The following is a 19,286-nucleotide window of genomic DNA, read 5'->3' as shown; positions in this document are numbered from 1 at the left end:
GCGTGAGCCTCACCGAACTGCTGCTGCGGCCCGTACTCGGGTCGCCCGCGAAACCGCTGATCACGCACTACGACGACAAGCAGGGCAGCCGGGTCGAACTGTCCGTGGCGACCACGGTGAACTGGGCAGCCAAAACGGCGAACTGGCTGGTCGACGAGTTCGACGTCGAACCTGGCGACGAGGTCGCCGTGGTGCTGCCGTCGCATTGGCAGACCGCCGGTGTGCTGCTGGGCGCGTGGTGGTGCGGCGCCAGGGTGGTGACGGAGACCGCGGGCGCCCGGGTGGCGTTCGTCGCGCCGGGCGGTGCCTCCGACGCGGCCGCGACCGCCGTCGTCTCGCTGCACCCCATGGGTCTCGGGCTGCCCGCCGGCTCCGTACCCGGCGGGGCGATGGACTACCTGACCGAAGCCCGGCTTTCGGGTGACCAGTTCAGCCCGCTGTTCCCGGTGCCCGGCGACACTCCCGCACTGGGCTCGTCCACTGTGGACGAAGTGCTCGCCGCGGCTCGATCTCGGGCTTCCGATCTGGGCCTGTCCGCCGACGACCGCGTTCTGTCCACTGTGGAATGGACCGGTATGGAAGGGATCCTGGCGGGCTTCCTGACGCCGCTGGCGGCCGGTGCCCATCTGGTCCAGGTCACCGACGCTGATCCGGCCAAACTCGCTTCTCGGCGCGAAGCGGAGCGGACTACCGCGGATCTCCCCTCCTGAAATGTCATGAAAGGGCCGTTCCTGACGAAATACGTCAGGAACGGCCCTTTCATGACATCTGGGGTCAGGCGTCCTGGAGCTGCTTTGCCTCACGCTTGCGTCCGAAGAGCGCGTGGTCGAGCGACAGTTTGCCGGGGTTGAAACCGAGCGCGAGCCCGGCGACCGCCAGCACCAGGACGAGTTCGTAACCACCCTGACCGGTGAGGCCGTTGTCGAGGTGCACCGAGAGCAGGGCGCCGACGGAGACTACGACGAAGCCGAGGCCCACCAGCGGCGTCAGGAAACCGACGATGAACAAGATGGCTCCCACGATCTCCACCGCGATCGCGAAGATCGCCGCGAGCGTCGGGAGCGGGATTCCGGTCTGCTCGAAGAACTTCGCGGTGCCGTCGATCCCGTTTTCCCACTTCTGCAGGCCGTGTGCGAGGAAGACCACACCGACACCGATCCGGCCCAGCAGGAGGGCGACATCCTTGAAACGAGCGAACATCGGGTATCAGCTTTCTGGTCGGTGAATATTCAACTTACCCGGATCACGGTAGGGCACCGAGCGCCTCCGAGGGCACCTCCGGAGCGTGATCGACAGGTACCCGACAGGAACTCCCATACGGCAGAATCCCCGCCGTGACGGACGAACGGCTGGTCGGCCTCTGGTCGGATGAGACCGTGTATCCGGGCAGCGTCGAGTCCGTCGACCTGGCGTTCCTGGACAACGGCTCCAGATGGCTCTATTGGTCGAGCTGGAGCACCGAATTCGCGGTGTCGCGCTTCACCTGGGCGACTCCGGGCGAACTGGTCTTGCATTTCCATCGCGCTCTCGGCGGCACGTGGTCGATCAAAGACGGTGTCACCCGTCACGAAGTCGAGTCCGACGAGAAAGAAGAGTCCCTCATCCGGCTCGGCTACGAAATCGCGCCCGGCGAGGATCCGTTCGGCAACCCGGTGACCCTGCTCTCGCTGGACCGCGCGTTGGATGAGCACCTGGCGGGATCACGGTTCGCCTGGGTCGAGAAACCAGAGTCGCTCAGCGACCCGTCCGCCGATGCTCCGCGGCCAGACCCGTCCAGCCGCCGCTGACGGCCAGCAACTCGAGCACCCGCTCCGCCTGCTCGGCGAACCCGGCCAGGTCGGCGTGCAGCAACGCTATCCGCTCGGCGTCGAGCGGGACCTCGTCGTCGGCCCACAGCTCGATGACCGTGCTGACGGTCCACACGAGGAACTGGATGATCCGGATGAACTCCTCGGACGGCTCGTCGACGGCGCTGCGGTACCCCGTCTCGATCTCGTCGCAGGCCGCGACCAACTCCCGCAGCGGCCTGACGACGTCGGCCGCCGTCCCGTCCCACGCGGCCGACGGCCACGTGCGATCCCCGAGTTCGAGCCACAACCGCCAGCCGGCGATCAGCTCGGCCTCGTCGTGCGGTGTCCACGACACCGGAGCGAACCAGAACATCCTCCGAGAGTGACACCGGCGGCCCATGATCGCCGTACTTCCGTGAAGCATCTCACCGAGGGCCGATCTCACCTGCGCATTTCGTCACCTGATTGCGAGTCCCTGAAGCGCGTGAAGGCCTCCTTCCCTCGGCTGAGCCGAGGGAAGGAGGCCTTCACGCGGGAATGAATCAGCCCTTGAGCAGGGCGCGCGCCATGACCATGCGCTGGATCTGGTTGGTGCCTTCGTAAATCTGCGTAATCTTCGCGTCGCGCATCATGCGCTCCACCGGGAAGTCGCGCGTGTAGCCCGCGCCACCGAAGAGCTGCACCGCATCCGTGGTCACCTGCATCGCGATGTCCGACGCGTACGCCTTCGCGGCCGCGGCCATGTAGCCGCCGCGCTTGTCGCCACGCTCGGTCGCCGCGGCGGACGCGTAGACGAGGTTCCGGGCGGCCTCGATCTTGATGCCCATGTCGGCCAGCATGAACTGGACGCCCTGGAACTCCGAGATCGACTTGCCGAACTGCTTGCGCTCCTTGACGTACGCGATGGAGGCGTCGAGCGCGCCCTGCGCGATGCCCAGCGCCTGCGCGCCGATGGTCGGGCGGGTGTGGTCGAGGGTGCGCAGCGCGGTCTTCAGACCGGTGCCGGGCTCGCCGATGATGCGGTCGGCCGGGATGGTGGCGTTCTCGAAGTGGATCTCGCGGGTCGGCGAGCCCTTGATGCCGAGCTTCCGCTCCTTCGAGCCGACGGTGAAGCCGGGGTCGTCCTTGTGCACGACGAACGCGGAGATGCCGTTGGCCTTCTTCTCGGCCTCGGGGTCGGTCACCGCCATCACGGTGTACCAGGACGATTCACCCGCGTTGGTGATCCAGCACTTGGTGCCGTTCAGCACCCAGTGGTCGCCGTCGAGCTTCGCGCGGGTGCGCATCGAGGCGGTGTCCGAGCCGGCTTCGCGCTCCGAAAGGGCGTAGGACGCCGAGGCTTCACCGGAGGCGATGGAAGGCAGCACGAGCTTCTTCAGGTCTTCCGACGCCGAAAGGATGATCGGCACCGTGCCCAGCTTGTTGACCGCCGGGATGAGCGACGCCGACGCGTCGACGCGCGCGACCTCTTCGATGACGATGCAGGCGGCGATGGCGTCCGCGCCCTGGCCGTCGTAGGCCTCGTCGATGTGCACGGCGTTGAAACCCGACTTGACCAGCGCGTTGTACGCCTCGATCGGGTACCGCTCGTTCTCGTCGACCTCGGCCGCGTACGGCTCGATCTCCTTCTCGGCGAGGGCACGCACCGCGGCCCGCAGCTCCTCGTGCTCTTCGGCAAGCTGGTACAGACCCGGGCCGTCAGACACCTTCGTCACCTCTTCTAACCGCGTTTGGGAGTTTGACCGATGTTAGCGCTCGTTCACATGGTGCGACATCGCGAGCGCTTGTGTCTTTGACCGCAAAGTCCGTACGTTCGAGTGATGGAGCTCACCCCGTTCCCCCGGTCGCTCGATTATCCCGAGGTCCCGGTCGGCTCGGTGCTCGCCGGCGCCGCCGCTCGCTGGGGCTCCCGCACGGCCTTCGCCCACGGAGACCAGAGCCTCACCTTCGCCGAGACGTACAGCGCGGCCTGCCGGTTCGCGAACGCCCTGCGCGCCGAGGGCATCGGCAGGGGCGACGTCGTCGCGCTCCACCTGCCGAACTGCCTGGCGTACCCGGTCGCCTACTACGGAACGCTGCTCGCCGGGGCGACTTTCAGCCCGGCGAATCCCCTGCTCCCGCCCGAGGACCTCGCCGTCCAACTGGCCGACGCCGGGGCGGTCGCCGCCGTCACCGTCGGCCCGTTCGCGCGCGTGCTGGCTTCGGTGCGCGAGCGGACGTCGGTCCGGCTGACCATCGTCGTTCACCCGCCGGAGGCACTCGGGCAGGGAGAGGTCGAGTTCACGGAGTTCCACTCCGGTCACTCCGACGAGCGGCCGGACGTCGAGATCGACATCTACCGCGATCTCGCCCATCTGGCGTACACCGGCGGCACCACCGGACGCTCGAAGGGTGTCCGCCTGCCGCATCGGAACGTCGTGGTCAACAGCCTGCAGAGCTCCTGCTGGCGCCTGGGCGCGGTCCCCGCGGTCGATGACTCGGGAGAGGTGATCGTCGAGCAGCTCGGCGGCCCGGACGAGTGGCCGTCTCGGATCGGCACCGGGATCGCCCTCAACCTGACGCCGTGGTTCCACGCCATGGGCACCATCGCCGCGCTCAATGTCCCACTGCTCGACGGCGGCACCATCGTCCTGCACGACCGCTTCGACCCGGCCGCGTACGTGGCCGACGCCGAACTGCTGCGCGTCACCACCATCGGCGGCGCGCCCGCGCTGTTCGCCGCGTTGCTCGCCTGCCCCGAGTTTCACACAGCCGACCTGTCTTCGGTACTGACCATCGGTTCCGGCGCGGCGCCGATGAACCACGAGATGATCCGCGCGCTGCAGAAACGCTTCCCAGGTGTGCTCGTCATCGAGGGCTACGGCCTCACCGAGGTCACCATGGGAGCCGTCATCGCGCCGGCCTACCGCTCCGCGGTCCGGAAGGTGGGCTCGGTCGGCCTTCCGCTCCCCGACACCGAGATCAAGATCGTCCCGGCCGAAGGCGGCGAAGATCCATTGCCCGCCGGGGAAAGCGGCGAGGTCTGCCTGCGCGGCCCGCAGGTGATGATCGGCTACCGCGACCGCCCCGAGGAGACCTCGGCCGCGCTCGTCGACGGCTGGCTGCACACCGGCGACATCGGCGTCCTCGACGAAGACGGCTATCTGTCCATTGTGGATCGCAAGAAGGACATGCTGCTGTACAAGGGATACAACGTCTTCCCGCGCGAGCTCGAAGAGTTGCTGATCACCCTGCCCGGCGTCTCGGCGGCGGCCGTCGTCGGCAAACCGGACACCGAGGTCGGCGAGCTGCCGGTCGCGTTCGTGGTACGCAGCGACGAGAACGTCACGGCCGAACAACTCCTGGAAGCCGTCGGCGCCCGCGTCCTGCCGTACAAACGACTGCGGGCGATCCACTTCGTCGACCAGATCCCGGTGTCGGCGGCCGGGAAGGTGCTCAAACGGGAACTGCGAAAGCAGCTCGCCGACTGACGCTCAGCGGCCGCGGAGGTTGCCGATCACCAGCTCCGCGGCCTTGAGTGCCGCCGCACACCGATCATCGCCCCAGTACTGCGACTTGGTGTCGTTGACCTGGGAATAGTTGAACTCCAGCAGTTCGCTGTCCGTGACTCCGACCTCGACAGTGCAGGCGTTGAGCGTGGATCCGTTGTACTCGAAGGCCGGCGGATTGCCGACCTGTTCGACCGCGGGAAGACCACTGATCGACAACTCCCGCCAGTGAGAGAAATTCGACGGATCTCGCCTGTGCCGGTCCACCCGCTCCTCAAGACTGCCCGTAGCCGCCCGAGGAATCCCGACGGTCAGGGAGCCCGCTCGGAACTGGTCCCACTTGCAGGCGCGGTCGTATCCGACGGAGTAGCGCTCCGCTTTCACTTCGTCCGGCGGATCAGCGATCAGCGCGGCGACTTCAGCACGACCGAGAACGCCGCAAGGGTCCACATTGAAGGAATGCAGAGGCAACGGCTCTTGCACCGGCACGGCCGGAATCGCAGGCCCCGTCAGGGCGGGCGAGGGTCTGTTCTCAAGAATTCCACCGCTGCCACAACCGGCGATCAGCAGTGATGTCAGTACCGCGACGGGCATCTTCAGCGTGCGCCTCATGAACCCCTCCCCGACCACCGATCGAATTGACCGATGGTGCCCGGCTGACACCTTACAGTCATCGGCGCGCGGGGAGCACTACGCTCGCGTCTCGTCCTCTGAATGCGGTGGTTCGATGGCGAACTATCGCATTCAGAGGACGAAACGCGGGGTCAGCCTTCGACGCGTTTCCGCAGCGCGGAGTCCTTGTCGAGCACCAGCTGCTCCAGATCCGCCTGGAATCGCGCCATTTTCGCCTGAAGCGCCTCATCGGACGCGGCGAGAATGCGCACCGCGAGCAGACCCGCGTTGCGCGCCCCGCCGACGGAGACCGTCGCGACCGGGACACCGGCGGGCATCTGCACGATCGAGAGCAGCGAGTCCATGCCGTCGAGGTACTTCAGCGGCACCGGCACCCCGATCACCGGCAGCACGGTCGCCGAAGCGACCATGCCCGGCAGGTGCGCGGCACCGCCGGCGCCCGCGATGATCACGCGCACACCGCGCGAAGCGGCCGAAGTCGCGTAGTCGAGCATCCGCTGCGGAGTGCGGTGCGCCGAGTAGACGCCGACTTCGTATTCGATGCCGAACTCGGCCAGCGCCTGCCCGGCCGCTTCCATCGTCGGCCAATCCGAATCGCTGCCCATGATCAGGCCAACCTGCGGCGACATACTCAGTTACTCCTAGTGGATCTCGTAGCCGTCGAGCCAGACGGCGTGGGAAAGCCAATGCGCGGCGAGCAGCGCGCGGTCGCGCAGCTCCTCCATGCGTTCGCCGACGAGGTTGACGTGGCCGAGTTTGCGGCCGGGGCGTTCTCCCTTGCCGTACAAGTGAACGCGGATGTCCGGGTACCGCGCGAACAGGTGGTGCAGCCGCTCGTCCGGGCCCATCTCCGGTGCCTCGGGCGCGCCGAGGACGTTCGCCATCACGCAGGCGGGGGCGATCAGATCGGTCACCCCGAGCGGGTAGTCGAGCACGGCCCGCAGGTGCTGCTCGAACTGCGAGGTCTTCGAACCGTCCTGGGTCCAGTGGCCCGAGTTGTGCGGGCGCATCGCGAGTTCGTTGACCAGCAGGCCTTCATCGGTCTCGAACAGCTCGACGGCGAGAAGGCCGGTCACGTTCAGCGTCGCGGCGATCCGCAGCGCCAGATCCTGCGCCTCCTGCGTGCGTTCGAGGCTCAGCCCCGGGGCGGGGGCGAGCACCTCGGTGTTGATCCCGCCGGACTGAACGGTCTCCACCACCGGCCACGCCGCGCCCTGCCCGAACGGGGACCGGGCCACGAGCGCGGACAGTTCGCGCCGCATGACGACCTTTTCCTCGACCAGCAAGGGAGTTCCGGCGTCGAGCAGTTCGGGGACGGTCTCGCGGGCGTGCTGCGCGGTGTCGAGCATCCAGACGCCGCGGCCGTCGTAGCCGCCCTGTGCCGCCTTGAGCACCAACGGCCACGAGTGCTTGTCGCCGAAGGCGATTACATCGTCCACAGAGGACACTTCGGCGAAGGCGGGGCCAGGGATCTCCAGCCCGGCCATCATCTCGCGCATGACGAGTTTGTTCTGCGCCATCGACAACGCGGCCGGATCCGGCCGGATGGTGACGCCTTCCATCGCGAGCGTCAGCAGGTGCTCGCCGGGAACGTGCTCGTGGTCGAAGGTCAGCACGTCGACCCCGGCGGCGAACGAGCGCAGCGCTTCGAGGTCGGTGTGGTGCCCCTGCACGACCTCGCCCGCGACGAGGCCGGCGGATTCGTTCTCCCCGGCGGCCAGCACGCGCAGGGACTGGCCGAGGGAGATCGCCGCCTGGTGGGTCATCCTGGCCAGCTGTCCGCCGCCCACCATGCCCACGATCGGAAGACCGGTTCGTTTGTCCATAACGACGCAGAGATTACTTGGCCGCCACCGCCGCGACCTGGGCGGACCCGCGTCGCAGCTCCCGCACGGCCAGGCCTGTGATGGCGATCGCAGCGGTGAGGACGTAGACGTTGCCGAGCAGCGACCAGCCCAGCCCCCAGCCGAACTCGGTGTCCCCGCCGTTGGGCACGAACATGATCACACCGCTCGCGAACAGCACCGCGACGCCCGCGGCCGGAACCCACGCCCGGCGGACGACGAGCAGGACGAGCAGCGGCACCGTCCACACCCAGTGGTGTGACCACGACACCGGCGAGAGCAACAGCCCGTAGAACGCGGTCACCAGTAGCGCGCCGACCGGGTCACCGCGGCGGTGCAGGCGCACGACCAGCCAGACAGCGGGAACGGCCAGGACGGCGGCGACGGCGATGGCCACCGCCAGTGACCACGACGCGAGCTCCGAAGCGCGGTTCACCAGCCCGTTGAGTGACTGGTTGAAGATCCAGTGCACGGAGCCGACCCGGCTGGGATCGGTCGCCGACTCGGTCCAGAACCGGACGGCGTCACCGGGGATCACCGCGAACATCACGGCTTCGAGCGCGACGAACGTGCCGAGCGCCCGCAGCGCGTCCTTCCAGCGTCCGGTGAACAGCAGATGCGGCACGAAGATCAGCGGCGTCAGCTTGATCGCGGCCGAGATCCCGATCAGCACCCCGGCCCAGCGCGAACCGCGCGCCGAAAGCACCAGGACGTCGACGACGATCAACGCCATCAGGATGAGGTTGATCTGCCCGAGGAAGATCGTCTTCCAGACCGGCTCCAGCGCCAACGCGCCCGCCGTGGCCAGCGGCAGCACCCACCATCGGGTGAGCGGGGCACCGCAGGCGCGGGCGACCACGGAGATCACGACGCTGAGGCAGACCAGCGACAGAGCGCCGACGACGCCCCAGGTCAGCCCGGCGGGCACGATCGCGAGCGGCAGGAACAGCGGCGCCGCGGCGGGGGTGTAGGTGAACGGCAGCAGCACCCACGGCGGCAGTGTCGTCAGCGCCTCGCGGGTGTAGAGCGGTTCACCCTTCAGCAGTGTGAGGGCGCCGGCCCGGTAGACGGCGCTGTCCGCGCCGAGATGCCATTCGCCGAGCCACGCGACGACGCCCAGCGCGAGCATCGCCAGCGCGAGCACACCCGCCAGCGTGATCCCGACGAGCCGGGCCTCAGCCGCCGGACGTGACTTCAGCATGCTTTCCGGTGTCCCCCGTGCCCTGCTTCCGCCGCAGGTACCACCAGCGTCCGGCGAGCGCGACCGCCAGCACCAACGGCATGAAGATGTACGCGCTGCCGAGGATGTTCTGCCACACCTTCCAGTGCAGCTCGACGTTGCGGCCGTTCGGCAGGATCAGCAGCACACAGCTGATGAAGACGAAGAACACCGCGAAAGTGCCGAGCCAGCGTTTCCACGCGGTGGCGGGCGTCGTCTTCGGCAGGCGCGAGACCAGCAGGACGACCAGCGGCGCCACCCACACCCAGTGGTGGGTCCAGGAGATCGGCGAGATCAGCAGGATCCAGAACGCCGTCACCAGCATCGCCGCGAGCGCCTGGCCCTTGCGGTGGAAACGCAGCACCAGCCAGATCGCCGGGATCGCGAGCAGCGCGCCGATCCCCATCGCGGCCTTCGACGCCCAGGGCGCGAGCTCGGTGAAGCGGTTCATCAGCGCGTTCAGCGACTGGTTGCCCGCCCAGTGCACCGGGCCGATGCGGCCGGTGTCGGGCAGCGTGTAGGTCCAGTAGCGGGCCGCGTCGTGCGGGATGATCAGGAACATCAGGCCCTGCATCACGACGAACGTGACGAGCCCGCGGACGGCGTCCATCCGGCGGCCGGTGATGAACAGATGCCCCAGGAAAACGATCGGGGTGAGCTTCACCGCGGCCGCGACGCCGACGAGCACGCCGCCCCAGCGGCTGCCCCTCGCCCCGATGACCAGGATGTCGAGCATCACCAGCGCCATCAGGATGATGTTGATCTGGCCGAGGAAGATCGTGCGCCACACCGGCTCGAGGCCGAGGAAGACCAGGAAGAACGCGATCGTCGACCGGGCGGGCGAGGCCCACCAGCGGGGCCCGTCGGTCGAGGGCTTCGGCAGCGCGCCGATGGCGATCCGCACGCAGAGCGCGAGCGCCAGCAGCGAAACCGCGGTCAGGAGCCCCCAGGCGACCTGCGTCGGGACCATCGCGAGCGGGATGAACAGCAGCGCGGCGGTCGGCGGGTAGGTGAACGGCAACAGCGCCCACCACGGCTCCACCGGAAGGGTGTTCGCGTCGTACAGCGGGTCACCGTTGAGCAAGGTCTCGGCACCGGCGCGGTAGACCGCGCTGTCCACGCCCAGCACCCATTCGTGCTGCCATCCCCAGATGCCGAAACCGATCGCGACCAGCGGGATCACCGACAGGATCAGGATCGACCTCGGCCGGACGGACAAGCGGGCGAGCGACTTCCGCAGTGAGAGACGATGCTGCGGTCGGCTCGCCGAAACGTCGCCGTTGGCGTCGGCGTCAACAGTCCGGGTCACGCAAACAGGAAATCATGAACCGGGTTGTGCCTGGTCGACAGGGTCGCCCGTGACCTGGAGAACCTCTTGCGCTAACCCAGCGTCAGGAGCGGGCGAGGGAGCCGAGCAGATCGCACGCCAGATCGTAGGTCGCCGGGAGCCGGACTGCCGAGATCTGCGGACGGCCCGTGTCGCGCAACTGCGCGTCCACCGAAAGCCGCTCGTTGAGCGCCCTTCGCAGCGCGACGCCGGACGAGGCGAGCCTCACGTCCTTCGGCACGAGCGCGCCCGCGACGGACGGCCCGATCGAGGCGACGCTCTCCCCGCCGTCGAATACCTGCTTCAACGCGTCGGCGACCAGGATCATCCCGGTCAGCCGGGGCCAGCCCGCGACCGAACTGAAGTCCATCGAGACCACGAGCAGCGTGTGCGCCTCCGCGACCGGCCGCTCGTCGCGGCGGGCCTGGCGGTACAGCTCACTCAACCGGGTCCTCAGGTACGCGGCGGTGGGCAGACCGGTGAGGGGTTCGGTGACCTCGGTGTTCACCAGCTGATCGGTCGCGACGTCCGCCCACGCCAGCGCCGTCACCCGCAGTAAGCGGGAAGGCGTGGAGTCGACATCCGGAGCGAGGAAACCGTCCACCGCGTCCGGGTCGGCGAGCACGGCGTGCAACGCCGCGAGGTCCGCGAGCGTCTCGGCCAGTCCCGCGCCCGCGGCGGCCCGAGCCCGGCCCAGCCCCGCGAGGGCGGTCTCCGCCACTTCCGCGGGAGCGACCCGGCCGTTCTTGATCACCGCCGCGCAGACGGCGTCGACCTCGGGCAGGCCCCAGTCGCTGGGGAAACGCCAGCCCGCGGCCAGGCTGGCCGTCCGCCAGCGGGCCCGCAGTGCGCGGAGCGTGCGATCTCGTTCGAACCGGTTCCAGGCGGCTTGCCCGTCGGATCCCCCGGACGGCGCACCGGTGGCCGGTACGTCCACTGCCCACCGCCCCTTTCCGTTCCGATCTTTTCGATCTTGCGATCGCTTCACGGTGGGGACGCCCGTCCACGCCGCGCGTGACGGCGTTTTTCAAGGATCTTTCCGAACTCTTCGGTAACCCATCCTGGGTGATGGCGTTGCGCCCTCCGGGTCATCGAAGGGACCGCGAGGTGACGTGCGTCGCCCGTTCCGTCACACTGAGCGTGTTCGGGCGTTAGGAAGAGTAGACCCGCCTAACCCGCAGATGAAGGAGCCCCGTGTCCACCGTTCCCGCCGATCTCTCCGGTAAGAGTGACGCCGAGCTGATCGCCGAGGTGCGTGACGGGAAGATCGCGTCTTACGGAACCCTTTACGAGCGTCACGCCGGCGCGGCGCACAACCTCGCCCGTCAGCTCGCCCGCTCGAGTTCCGAAGCCGACGACCTCGTTTCGGAAGCCTTCGCGAAGGTGCTGGACACGCTGCGCGGCGGCAAAGGCCCCGACGCCGCGTTCCGCGCGTACCTGCTGACCGCGCTCCGGCACACCGCCTACGACAAGACGCGCAAGGACAAACGCGTCGACCTGAACGAGGACATGTCCGACGTCGGCGGTGCCGTCGGCGAAGCGCTGACGGTCCCCTTCTCCGACACGGCCGTCGCCGGGCTCGAGCGCACGCTCGCCGCGAAGGCGTTCGCCAGGCTGCCCGAGCGGTGGCAGGCGGTGCTGTGGCACACCGAGATCGAAGGGCAGACGCCCGCCGAGGTCGCGCCGCTGCTGGGGTTGACCGCGAACGGTGTCTCCGCGCTCGCCTACCGGGCGCGTGAAGGCCTGCGGCAGGCGTATCTGCAGGTCCACCTGGCCGAGAACTCCGCGGAACGCTGCCGCGCGAGCGCGGACAAGCTCGGCGCGTGGACCCGCGACGGGTTGTCCAAACGCGAACGCGCCCAGGTGGAGAACCACCTGGACGAATGCGAGAAATGCCGCGCGCTGGCCGCGGAACTGGCCGACGTCAACACCGGGCTGCGCGGGATCATCGCGCCGATCGTGCTCGGTGGCGCGGCTCTCGGATACCTGGCGACGACCGGGGCGGGCAAGGCGGGCGCGGTCACCGCGGCCGCGACGGCCGCCGCCGCGGGTTCGACCTCGGGCGGCGCCGCCGGTGCCGCCGCGGCCGGACCGCGCCAGTTCGCCGGTGTGGCCGGATCGAGTGTGGCCATCGTCGCCGCCGTCGCGGTGGCGCTCGCCGCCGGTGGCGGCACCCAGGAGATCCCGGCCGCCGCCGCGGTCCCTCCGCCCGCCGTCGCGCCCCCGGCGCCGCCCGCCGCGCCTCCCCCGGCTCCGCCCGCCGTCCCGCCGGCGCAGCAGCCCGTGCCGCCCGCCCAGCAGGAGCCGCCTCCGGCCCAGACCCCGGCACCCAACCCGGCACCCAACCCGACGACCACCCCCGCCGAGCCGCCCGCGCCCACGCCGGTGATCCCGGCGCCTCCGGTGATGACGGCGTCGACCCCGCCCGGCGGTGTCCAGCTGAGGCCGGGCGAACCGGCCGACCTGCCGATCACCGTGCGCAACGACGGCGGATCGAAGTCCGAGCCCGTGGCCGTCTCGCTGAATCTGCCGACGGGGGTGCGGGCCATTCCCGCCGCCGGCGGCGGTGGGGCGATGGGCGCCAACGGCTTCCGGCAGCAGGCACCCGGCCCGATCGCGGTGAGCTGCCCCGGCGGCACCGGCACGGTGACCTGCCGGACCGGGACCGGCCTCGAACCGGGCCAGTCGGCGGTGCTGAAGTTCCGGCTCCGCGCCGACGGGACGGCCGTGGACGGCAGCGTGGTCACCGGTTCGGTGACGGCGGGCGCGCAGATCAAGGTGTCGATCGAGGTGAAGGTCAAGGTGCCGGCGCCGCCCGCGCCCGTGGACAAACTCACGCTGAGCGCCGACGCCGACTGGATGTCCGCGTTCCCCTGGTTCCGCAATCCGCGGGTGAACATCCACGTCAGGAACACCGGCGAGTCGACGAAACCGGTGACGATCACTCTCGACCACCGCATTCTCCAATGGTCGAGCTTCTCCGGTATCCGATGCACGCCGACCGGTGAAGGCGCGTCATGCACTTCGCGTGGTTCGCTGGCTCCGGGGCGCGGGGCGAACCTGTCGGTGACGCTGAAGGGCCGTCCGGCGAACGGGATGCCGGTGGCCGTGAACGCCACCCTGGGCACTGCCAAGGCGGAGCCGGTCGCGGTCTACTTCGACTGCTGGCGCCACATGTGTGACGACAACTCGCTGCTTCCGCCGACCACGGTGCCTTCGCTGCCTTCGGTCACTTCGAAGCCTTCGGGCCCTCCGGACACGACGAAGCCTGGGCGCCCTGGCTGGCCTGTCCCGACGAAGAAGCCTTCGCCGGCCGTGACGTCTTCGGAGCCCGCGCAGCAAGAGCCGGCCCAGCCGGAGACGACCACCACCACGAGCGCGCCACCGAGGCCTGGAAAGTCCAAGCCGTCCACCCAGCCCAACGGAGTGGTCGACCGCATTTTCCAGTAGCGTCGCCCGCATGCTGGGGAAGCATCGCGAACTGGTGCGGTTCGTCCTGGTCGGGGGCGCGAGTTTCGTCATCACGATGACGATCACCTACGGGCTGAAGTTCACCGTGCTGACCGACAAACCGGTGACCGCGCTGGTCATCGGTGTCCTGGTGGCCACCGTTTTCTCGTACGTCGCGAACCGAGAATGGTCCTTTCGCTCCCGTGGCGGCCGCGAGCGCGCGCACGAAGCGGCGCTCTTCTTCCTGCTCAGCGCGATCGCGCTCGGGCTCAACGCGCTTCCGCAGCTGATTTCGCGGTATGTGTTCAAGCTGGAGGAGCCGCATGTCTCGCTGCTGACCCAGGAGGTCGCCGACTTCGTCAGCGGGGTGCTCGCCGGGACCCTGCTCGGTACGGCGTTCCGGTGGTGGTCGTTCAAGAAGTGGGTCTTCCCGCAGGCCGGCGCGCGGCCGCGGCTGGTACGGGGCGGTGGACGGGAGGTTTCGGGCATTCCCGACGATCCGGCCGCCTGACCGCCACTTGGTAGCAAAGGTCCCTTGCTCCCCCGGTCCCGTGGGTCGTGAGTGGCGTTTCGTGTTCTAACCCGAAACGCCACTCACGACCCACGCGGGGCCGCACTCACGTGATTGAAGGCGTGACTCGCGTGATTGAAGGCGTGACTCGCGTGATCAGCGGCGGAACACCCCGAGTGCGGCCTCCAATCACGCGAGTCACGTCCCTGATCCCGCCGCGCCCTATGTTTCCCAGTCCGTGAAGGCCTCCTTGAGGGACCCAGAGTCCCTCAAGGAGGCCTTCACGGACTTTCGACCAGGAGGGTCACGACCCACGGGACCGAAACACCCAAAGCGTCATATATCGCGCCGTCCATCCCCTGCCGACCCGTTCGGCGGGCCACGCGAATTAGACTGATCTGGTGACCGTGGTCGAATCCGTCCTTTCCAGGACGCCCGAGCCGCTCCGATCCGTGCTGATCAAGCACCGTGAGCTGTTGAAGTTCGCGATCGTGGGCGGCACGACGTTCCTGGTCGACAACGGCGTCTGGTACCTGCTGAAACTCAGCGTGCTGGAGTCGAAGCCGACCACGGCGAAGGCGATCGCGATCATCGTCGCGACGATCGTGTCGTACATCCTCAACCGCGAGTGGTCCTTCCGCACCCGCGGCGGCCGCGAGCGGCATCACGAGGCGGCGCTCTTCTTCGTGATCAGCGGGATCGCCGTGGTGGTCAACCTGATCCCGCTCTACACGTCGCGCTACATCTTCGATCTCGAAGTGCCGCACGTGACCCGGTTCGTCCAGGAGTTCGCGGACTTCACGAGCGGGTCGATCATCGGCATGCTGCTGGCGATGTTCTTCCGCTTCTGGGGTTTCAAGAAGTGGGTCTTCCCCGATGAGCTGGGCAAACGCCGCCGGGACAGCGACGAACCGGACGACGACGTCGTTCCGCTCCACTGAAACACTTGTCAAAAGACATGTGATTGTCTAGGGTCATCCATGTCAACGTTCCTTCACTGATGACGCCGGCCGGGTTCGTACGGTCGAGCGGGACGAATTCGAGGTGATCGCCAAGCGCGAAGAGGACCGCATCCGGTTCGGATGACGGTTGAGCCTTTTCCCGTCTTGGCGGGGATCCGGAGCACTGCTCCGCGTCCCTCGCGTTCCCTCGTTTCTTCCAGTGAACGGATCTCTTTCTTGAGCACCACTCTCGACGCGCCTCCGCGCGCCCGAAACACCCTTGCCCTCGTCGGGCTCTTCGCCGCCGTGTTCCTGGCGATGCTCGACGCCCAGGTCGTCGCGACCGCCCTGCCCCGCATGGTCGGCGAGCTCGGCGGCGCCACGTCGTTCGCCTGGGTCACCACGTCCTACCTGCTGGCCGGCAGCGTCAGCGCGCCCGTCTACGGCAAGCTCGGCGACCTCTTCGGCCGCAAGCGCGTCGTCCTCGTCGCGATCGCGCTGTTCGTCCTCGGCTCCCTCGCCTGCACCCTCGCGCCGACGATGCCGCTGCTGATCGCCGCCCGTGTCCTGCAGGGCATCGGCTCCGGCGGCCTGTTCGTCGCGGTCGCCGCGATCATCGGCGAACTGTTCCCCGGTCGCGAAGGCGCTCGCTATTTCGCCTGGTTCTCGATCTGCTTCGCCGGGTCCTCGCTGGCGGGCCCGGTCGTCGGCGGCGTCCTGACCGACCTCGCGGGCTGGCGGTCGATCTTCGGCCTCAACGTGCCGATCGGCCTGGTCGCGTTCGGTGTCGTCGCACGATTCCTGCGGCTCGAACGACGCCGGACGGCCGCGCCGTTCGACTTCGCGGGCATCGTCGTCCTGTCCGGCGCGATCGTCGGCCTGACCCTGGCGACTCCCCTGTCGGCGTCGATCGGCGCGGTGCTGCTCGTCGCCTTCCTGCTCGTCGAGCGCCGCGCGGCCGAACCGGTCGTCCCGCTCCGGCTGTTCCGCTCCAGGATGTTCAGCCTGAGCGTGCTGGCCAGTGCCGCGGCCGGGTTCGTCTTCCTCGGTTCGGTCAACTACCTCGCGCTCTTCCTGCAGACCGCGGGTGGCGCCGGGCCGTCCGAAGCCGGGCTTCTGCTGCTGCCCATGACGCTCGCGGTCGCCGCGTCGTCGATGGTCGCGGGCCGCGTCATCGCCAAGACCGGCGCTTACCGCTGGGCGCCGATCCTCAGCATGACCCTCGGCCTCGCCGCCGCGCTCGCGATGTCCACCATGGACGAAGCAACGCCGTTGCCGCTCGTCGTCGCCTATCTCGTCGTGTTCGGCGCGGCCGCCGGGCTCAACATGCAGGTGCTTTCCATGGCGGCACAGCAGAACGTCGCCAGGACCGACCTCGGCGCCGTTTCGGCGACCGTCGGCTTCCTTCGCTCCCTCGGCACCACTGCCGGGCTGACCGTTTTCGGCGCGGTGTTCACGAACGCTTTCACCGACGACAGTCCCGCCGGCTACTCGTCCGCGCTCGGCGGCGTGTTCTGGGTGATGGTCCCCGCCCTCGCCGTCGGCCTCGCCGCTTCCCTCTTCCTGCCGCGCGTTTCCTTGCGGCGCAACCACTAAGGAGTCTTCCGATGATCCTCGTTCTCGGTTCCACCGGCAAAATCGGCCGCGAACTCGTTCCCGCGCTGCTGGACAAGGGCGCTCGAGTCCGCGCCCTGACGCGCGATCCCTCCCGCGCCCGGATCGATCCGCGCGCCGAAGTCGCCGTCGGTGACCTCGACGCCTTCGATCCGGCGCTGCTCGACGGCGTCGAGCGCGTGTTCGTCCTGACCTCCGGCCACGGCTCGGACCCGCTCGCCCAGGAACAAGCCGTGCTCAAGGCCGCCACCGACGTCTCGCACGTCGTCAAGCTCTCCACCACCGGCGTCCACTTCGGACAGACCGACCCGATCTCCCTCGTGCACGCCGAGGCCGAGCGGGCCGTGCGCGAGGCCGGGCCGGACTGGACGATCCTGCGCCCCGGCACGTTCATGGACAACCGGTTCGCCTGGCTGCACGCCGTTCGCGGCGACGGCGTCATCCGCGTTCCCGAAGGCGATCCGGCGTCCGCGCTGGTGCACGTCCGCGACATCGCCGAGGTCGCCGCGACGGTGCTGACCGGCGACGGGCACGCGGGCAAGACCTACCCGATCACCGGCGGCGAAGCGCTCACGACGCGACGGCAGGTCGAGATCCTGGGCAACGCGCTCGGGCGGCGGTTGACCTACGTCGAGGAGCCCGAAGCCACTTCGCGCGCCCGGATGCTCGGGTTCGGCTGGCCCGCTTCGGCGGTCGACGGGATCTTCGAGCTCAAGCGGCAGTCCGCCGGGAAGGAGGAGATCGTGTTCGACACCGTTCGCGAACTCCTCGGCCGGGCGCCGCTGACGTTCGAGGACTGGGCTCGCGAGCACGCCGTTTCCTTCGCCTGATCCGTGAAGGCCTCCTTCACTACCTTCAGGGTAGGGAAGGAGGCCTTCACGGACTTGAGACCCGAACGTGGGCCGAAAGGGTTAATGGGTTGGGCTGGCCCCCGCGATACGCGATACTCATCAGGCGTTTAATTCTCGCCGGTCCGCTGTCCGGACCTCGCGTTGTTCGTGACCGGCCCTCTCGCTTAACGTGCCGCGTCGGGGAGACAGGGGGAACCGTATGAACGAACGCCTTCGCGTGCTCGTGGTCGACGACCATCCGCTGTTCCGGTTCGGGGTCTGCACATTGCTCGACAACGAACCGCTGATCGACGTGGTCGGCGAGGCCGCGAGCGGCGCGCACGCGATCAGCGCGGCGAGCGCGCTCGCGCCCGACGTCGTGGTCATGGACCTGCATTTGCCTGATATCAGCGGCGCCGAGGCGACCCGGCACATCGTCGCCGAACGGCCCGGAGTCGGCGTGCTCATGCTGACGATGGCCGACGAAAGCGAATCCGTTTTCTCCGCGATGCGGGCCGGAGCCCGCGGATATCTGCTGAAAGACGCGGAACCCGACGAAATCATTCGTGCCGTGCACGCCGTCGCGAGGCGCGAAGCGATCTTTGGGCCCGACATCGCGACGCGGGTTCTCGGCTTTTTCAACCACACCCAGCCGACGACGGACACGGTGTTCCCGGAACTCACCGTCCGGGAACGAGAGGTCCTCTCGCTCATCGCGGGCGGGCACAGCAACACCGCCATCGCCAGCACGCTGTGTCTCAGCCCGAAGACCGTGCGGAACCATATTTCGAACGTCTTCAGCAAGCTTCACGTCGCGGATCGCGCCGAAGCGATCGTGCGCGCCCGTGAGGCGGGGCTGGGTCGCTGAAAAAGCGACCCCGATAAGGGCGGCTTTTCGGGCAATTCCGGGACCGGAGTCCCATGCGCTCGGGACACCTCACCCGGCAGGGTGAGTAGTGCGAGGGGTGGGGCCCTCGCACCGTTCGAGGGGAATGGGAATCACATGTTCGAACCGAACCGGACACCGGTGGTCGTCCGCGCGACCGATCCGATCCTGCACAACGGCGTCTGCATGACGCTCCGCTCCCGTGACGACGTCTGGCTGGTGGACGGGGAGACCGCCGACCCGACCATGGTGGCCCTCCTGGTCACCGATCGCCTCGACGAGGCGATGACGCAATTGCTGTCCGCCTTGCACCACCAGGGCTTCACCCGCATCGTGCTCATCGCGGGCGAAGTCGACGACAACGAGATCCTCAGCGCCATCGAACACGGCGTCTGCGCCGTCGCCCGCCGCTCCGACGCGGGCGCCGACGTCCTGGTCCGGCTGATCAAGGCGGCCGCGGCCGGGGAGGGCGCGCTGCCGCCCGACCTGCTCGGCAGGCTGCTGCACCGGGTCTCACGGCTGCAGCGTCAGGTGCTGCAGCCGCGCGGCCTGCACCTCGGTGGCATGAGCAACCGGGAGACCGAGGTGCTCAAGCTGGTCGCGTCGGGGTTCTCGACGCAGGAGATCGCCGACCAGCTCTGCTACTCGCAGCGCACGGTGAAGAGCATCCTGCACGACGTGACCAACCGGTTCCAGCTCCGGAACCGCTCGCACGCGGTGGCTTACGCACTGCGTGAGGGATTGATCTGACCC

Annotated in this window: 19 protein-coding genes; 10 read left to right on the top strand and 9 right to left on the bottom strand. The window is 68.6% G+C overall.

The genetic code is table 11. The annotated features are described in order from the left end of the window. Positions 1–2: 2 nt before the first annotated feature. On the top strand, positions 3–710 hold the full coding sequence (locus AB8M46_RS16645; protein WP_394360653.1) for a TIGR03089 family protein: 708 nt from the start codon (positions 3–5) through the stop codon (positions 708–710). Positions 711–774: 64 nt separating this feature from the next. On the opposite strand, the gene AB8M46_RS16640 is transcribed toward AB8M46_RS16645, so the two are convergent. Continuing rightward, positions 775–1,200, bottom strand: a complete 426-nt coding sequence (locus AB8M46_RS16640; RefSeq protein ID WP_016331387.1) for a DoxX family protein — start codon at positions 1,198–1,200, stop codon at positions 775–777. Positions 1,201–1,334: 134 nt separating this feature from the next. Here AB8M46_RS16640 and AB8M46_RS16635 point away from each other — a divergent pair, with 134 nt between their 5' ends. Continuing rightward, on the top strand, positions 1,335–1,787 hold the full coding sequence (locus AB8M46_RS16635) for a hypothetical protein (RefSeq protein ID WP_394360652.1): 453 nt from the start codon (positions 1,335–1,337) through the stop codon (positions 1,785–1,787). Here the strand turns inward: AB8M46_RS16635 and AB8M46_RS16630 are convergent. Then, the gene (locus tag AB8M46_RS16630) at positions 1,735–2,163 is read right to left on the bottom strand and encodes a hypothetical protein (protein WP_394360651.1); all 429 of its coding nucleotides are present in this window, start codon (positions 2,161–2,163) and stop codon (positions 1,735–1,737) included. The two genes, AB8M46_RS16635 and AB8M46_RS16630, sit on opposite strands and share 53 nt — an antisense overlap. A gap of 169 nt (positions 2,164–2,332) precedes the next feature. Next, entirely contained in the window at positions 2,333–3,505 is a 1,173-nt protein-coding gene (locus tag AB8M46_RS16625; protein ID WP_174492065.1) for an acyl-CoA dehydrogenase family protein, read from the bottom strand. 105 nt (positions 3,506–3,610) lie between these two features. Here AB8M46_RS16625 and AB8M46_RS16620 point away from each other — a divergent pair, with 105 nt between their 5' ends. Continuing rightward, complete coding sequence (locus tag AB8M46_RS16620) at positions 3,611–5,260, top strand: class I adenylate-forming enzyme family protein (RefSeq protein ID WP_394360650.1); 1,650 nt, start codon at positions 3,611–3,613, stop codon at positions 5,258–5,260. Between the two features lie 3 nt (positions 5,261–5,263). On the opposite strand, the gene AB8M46_RS16615 is transcribed toward AB8M46_RS16620, so the two are convergent. The 6 genes from AB8M46_RS16615 to AB8M46_RS16590 all read right to left on the bottom strand — a co-directional run bounded on the left by AB8M46_RS16615 (position 5,264) and on the right by AB8M46_RS16590 (position 11,238). Continuing rightward, positions 5,264–5,890, bottom strand: coding sequence for a DUF3558 domain-containing protein (locus AB8M46_RS16615; protein WP_394360649.1), 627 nt, complete (start codon positions 5,888–5,890; stop codon positions 5,264–5,266). Between the two features lie 152 nt (positions 5,891–6,042). Continuing rightward, positions 6,043–6,540 carry a 5-(carboxyamino)imidazole ribonucleotide mutase gene (gene purE / locus AB8M46_RS16610; protein ID WP_037332250.1) on the bottom strand — a complete coding sequence of 166 codons (498 nt, stop codon included), beginning with the start codon at positions 6,538–6,540 and terminating at the stop codon, positions 6,043–6,045. 12 nt (positions 6,541–6,552) lie between these two features. Then, positions 6,553–7,737, bottom strand: coding sequence for a 5-(carboxyamino)imidazole ribonucleotide synthase (locus AB8M46_RS16605; RefSeq protein ID WP_394360648.1), 1,185 nt, complete (start codon positions 7,735–7,737; stop codon positions 6,553–6,555). 13 nt (positions 7,738–7,750) lie between these two features. Beyond that, the gene (locus tag AB8M46_RS16600) at positions 7,751–8,956 is read right to left on the bottom strand and encodes a glycosyltransferase 87 family protein (protein WP_394360647.1); all 1,206 of its coding nucleotides are present in this window, start codon (positions 8,954–8,956) and stop codon (positions 7,751–7,753) included. Next, positions 8,931–10,283, bottom strand: a complete 1,353-nt coding sequence (locus AB8M46_RS16595; RefSeq protein ID WP_037332255.1) for a glycosyltransferase 87 family protein — start codon at positions 10,281–10,283, stop codon at positions 8,931–8,933. The genes AB8M46_RS16600 and AB8M46_RS16595 overlap by 26 nt, the downstream gene beginning before the upstream one ends. Before the next feature lie 82 nt (positions 10,284–10,365). Further along, on the bottom strand, positions 10,366–11,238 hold the full coding sequence (locus tag AB8M46_RS16590) for a hypothetical protein (protein ID WP_037332256.1): 873 nt from the start codon (positions 11,236–11,238) through the stop codon (positions 10,366–10,368). A gap of 257 nt (positions 11,239–11,495) precedes the next feature. Between AB8M46_RS16590 and AB8M46_RS16585 the strand changes: the two genes are divergently transcribed. The 7 genes from AB8M46_RS16585 (at position 11,496) to AB8M46_RS16555 (ending at position 19,283) form a co-directional block, all read left to right on the top strand. Then, entirely contained in the window at positions 11,496–13,751 is a 2,256-nt protein-coding gene (locus tag AB8M46_RS16585) for a sigma-70 family RNA polymerase sigma factor (protein WP_394360646.1), read from the top strand. 10 nt (positions 13,752–13,761) lie between these two features. Further along, complete coding sequence (locus tag AB8M46_RS16580; protein WP_378423624.1) at positions 13,762–14,262, top strand: GtrA family protein; 501 nt, start codon at positions 13,762–13,764, stop codon at positions 14,260–14,262. Positions 14,263–14,663: 401 nt separating this feature from the next. Next, positions 14,664–15,203 (top strand): GtrA family protein, encoded by a 540-nt coding sequence (locus tag AB8M46_RS16575; RefSeq protein ID WP_016331373.1) that lies wholly within the window; start codon positions 14,664–14,666, stop codon positions 15,201–15,203. A gap of 237 nt (positions 15,204–15,440) precedes the next feature. Beyond that, positions 15,441–16,799 (top strand): MDR family MFS transporter, encoded by a 1,359-nt coding sequence (locus AB8M46_RS16570; RefSeq protein WP_394360645.1) that lies wholly within the window; start codon positions 15,441–15,443, stop codon positions 16,797–16,799. Between the two features lie 11 nt (positions 16,800–16,810). Next, positions 16,811–17,647 (top strand): NAD(P)H-binding protein, encoded by an 837-nt coding sequence (locus tag AB8M46_RS16565; RefSeq protein ID WP_394360644.1) that lies wholly within the window; start codon positions 16,811–16,813, stop codon positions 17,645–17,647. Positions 17,648–17,867: 220 nt separating this feature from the next. After that, positions 17,868–18,515 (top strand): response regulator transcription factor, encoded by a 648-nt coding sequence (locus AB8M46_RS16560; RefSeq protein WP_037332268.1) that lies wholly within the window; start codon positions 17,868–17,870, stop codon positions 18,513–18,515. 135 nt (positions 18,516–18,650) lie between these two features. Then, positions 18,651–19,283 (top strand): response regulator transcription factor, encoded by a 633-nt coding sequence (locus tag AB8M46_RS16555; protein WP_037332269.1) that lies wholly within the window; start codon positions 18,651–18,653, stop codon positions 19,281–19,283. The last annotated feature ends 3 nt before the right edge of the window (positions 19,284–19,286 follow it).

The sequence above is a fragment of the Amycolatopsis sp. SB7-3 genome, from assembly GCF_041021335.1.
GTDB classification, from domain to species: Bacteria; Actinomycetota; Actinomycetes; order Mycobacteriales; family Pseudonocardiaceae; genus Amycolatopsis; species Amycolatopsis japonica.
The sequence above is the reverse complement of the archived record's forward strand: the minus strand, read 5'-3'. Positions and strand labels throughout refer to the sequence as shown.